Genomic DNA, 1,697 nt, shown 5'->3' on the forward strand with positions numbered 1-1,697 from the left:
GAGGTCGAGGGCGCCGTCTGGCCGTTCGACGACGACGGGACGCTGCGGCCGGACCGCGCGCGCGACGGGGGCCTGCGCTGGACGACGGCCGAAGGGATCTCCCAGATTGGCCGGGCGCTCGTGGACGCGACGCCCGGGCTCGACCTGAGACTCCAGACGCGCGTCGTCGCCCTCGAGGCCGAGAGCGACGGATGGACAGTCGTCCTCGAGAGCCGGGAGGCCGGCGCAGCCAGCGGCGAGCGTCACGCGTTCGACGCGGTGCTGGTGACGGCGCCCGCGCCGCAGGCCTTCGAACTGCTTTCCGGTCTCGAGGCTGCGTCCTCAATCGAGAGGGTGACGTACCGGAGCCAGTTCTCCGTCATGTGGGCGTTCGACCGCGTCCTCGATCGGCCGGCCGACGTCTACGCGCTGGTGAACGCCGCCGAGCACGGGAGCGCGGACGGAGGGCACGACGTGGCCTGGCTCGCGGTCGAGAGCGACAAGCCGGGCCGGGCGCCCGACGGCGCGACGCTGCTCCTGGCCCAGATGTCGGAGCGGTGGACGCTCGACCACTACGACGACAAAAAGCCCGACGTCGTCCTCGAGGCCGGACGCGCGGTCGAGAGCTTGTGGGGCCCGCTCCCTGAGCCGTTGTGGACGGACACGCAGCGCTGGCGGTACTCGCTGCCCAACGACGGCGTGGAGGTCGGCGGCCTCGAGGGCGACGGACTGTTTGTGGCCGGCGACTGGACGGCGGGGAAAGGGCGCGTCCACCTCGCCCTCGAGCAAGGACTGGCGGCGGCGGAGCGGATCCGAGCGTCGATCTAGCGCGGCCTCGAGGTCGCGTCGCGGACCACGGCGCCGAATCGGCCGGGCTCCGACAGGAACGGGAGGTGCGCCGACGCCTCGAAGAGAATTACTCGGGCGCCGCCGGGGGCATCGAGGGCGGTGGCGTAGCGCTCGACCAAGGCGAGCGGTGTGATCCGGTCGTGCACGCCGGCGACAAACTGGACCGGCACGTCGAGGCGAGGGGCCTGGACCTCGAGGTCGACCTCGAGCTTGTCGGGCATCAACGCGCGGAGAGAAAAGGCCGGGTCTCGCGCCTGCCGCCACAGGTCTGCCGGTCCGTATTCGGAGGTGGTGAGGTAGTCCTTCAGCCCGGACGCGACGAGGGAGCGCTGGCCGTGGCCGTGCCAGACACCGCCGAATCGGGCGAGGACGGACCGTTGGCGCAGCATGTCGACCGCGGTGTGCGGCGGCGCACCGATCCGATCGAGCGCTCGGAGGGACGCGCGGTCCCCCGCGGCCTCGGCTTGCTCCCGTGCCCACGCCGTAGAGAGCCGCTCTTGTTCACGGACGTTCACGACCTGGCCGACTCCGACGTACGAGGCAACGAGGTCGGGGCGCCGCTGGGCCAGCATCACGCCGATGACCGTCCCCCACGAATGGCCGACCACGACGGGTGGGCGCTTGAACCGGTCCGTCAAGCGGGCGGCGACCTCGATGGCGTCCTCGAGGATGGCGGCGAGCGAGAGGTCGTCCTCGCGGAGCGCGCCCCGAGACCGGCCGGTCCCGCGCTGCTCCCAGTACGCGAGCGTGTGGTCGAGCTCGAGGTCGGTGCGTCGCGCGATGGTGCGGGCGAACGGCAGCAGCGACGAGCCCGGTCCTCCGTGAATGACGAGGACGGGGACCGGTCCCCGCCCGCGAAGAGCGACGAA

2 protein-coding genes are annotated in these 1,697 nt (G+C 72.2%); one reads left to right on the plus strand and one right to left on the minus strand.

The window, feature by feature from the left end:
* On the plus strand, positions 1-807 hold an 807-nt coding region (locus WBA11_RS12110; protein ID WP_424520938.1), incomplete at its 5' end, for an FAD-dependent oxidoreductase.
* Here WBA11_RS12110 and WBA11_RS12115 read toward each other — a convergent pair.
* Positions 804-1,697, minus strand: an 894-nt coding sequence (locus WBA11_RS12115; RefSeq protein WP_424520939.1) for an alpha/beta fold hydrolase, incomplete at its 5' end; no start/stop codon positions are given. The two genes, WBA11_RS12110 and WBA11_RS12115, sit on opposite strands and share 4 nt — an antisense overlap.

It is taken from the genome of Rubrivirga sp., from assembly GCF_049648075.1.
Classification (GTDB): Bacteria; Bacteroidota; Rhodothermia; order Rhodothermales; family Rubricoccaceae; genus Rubrivirga.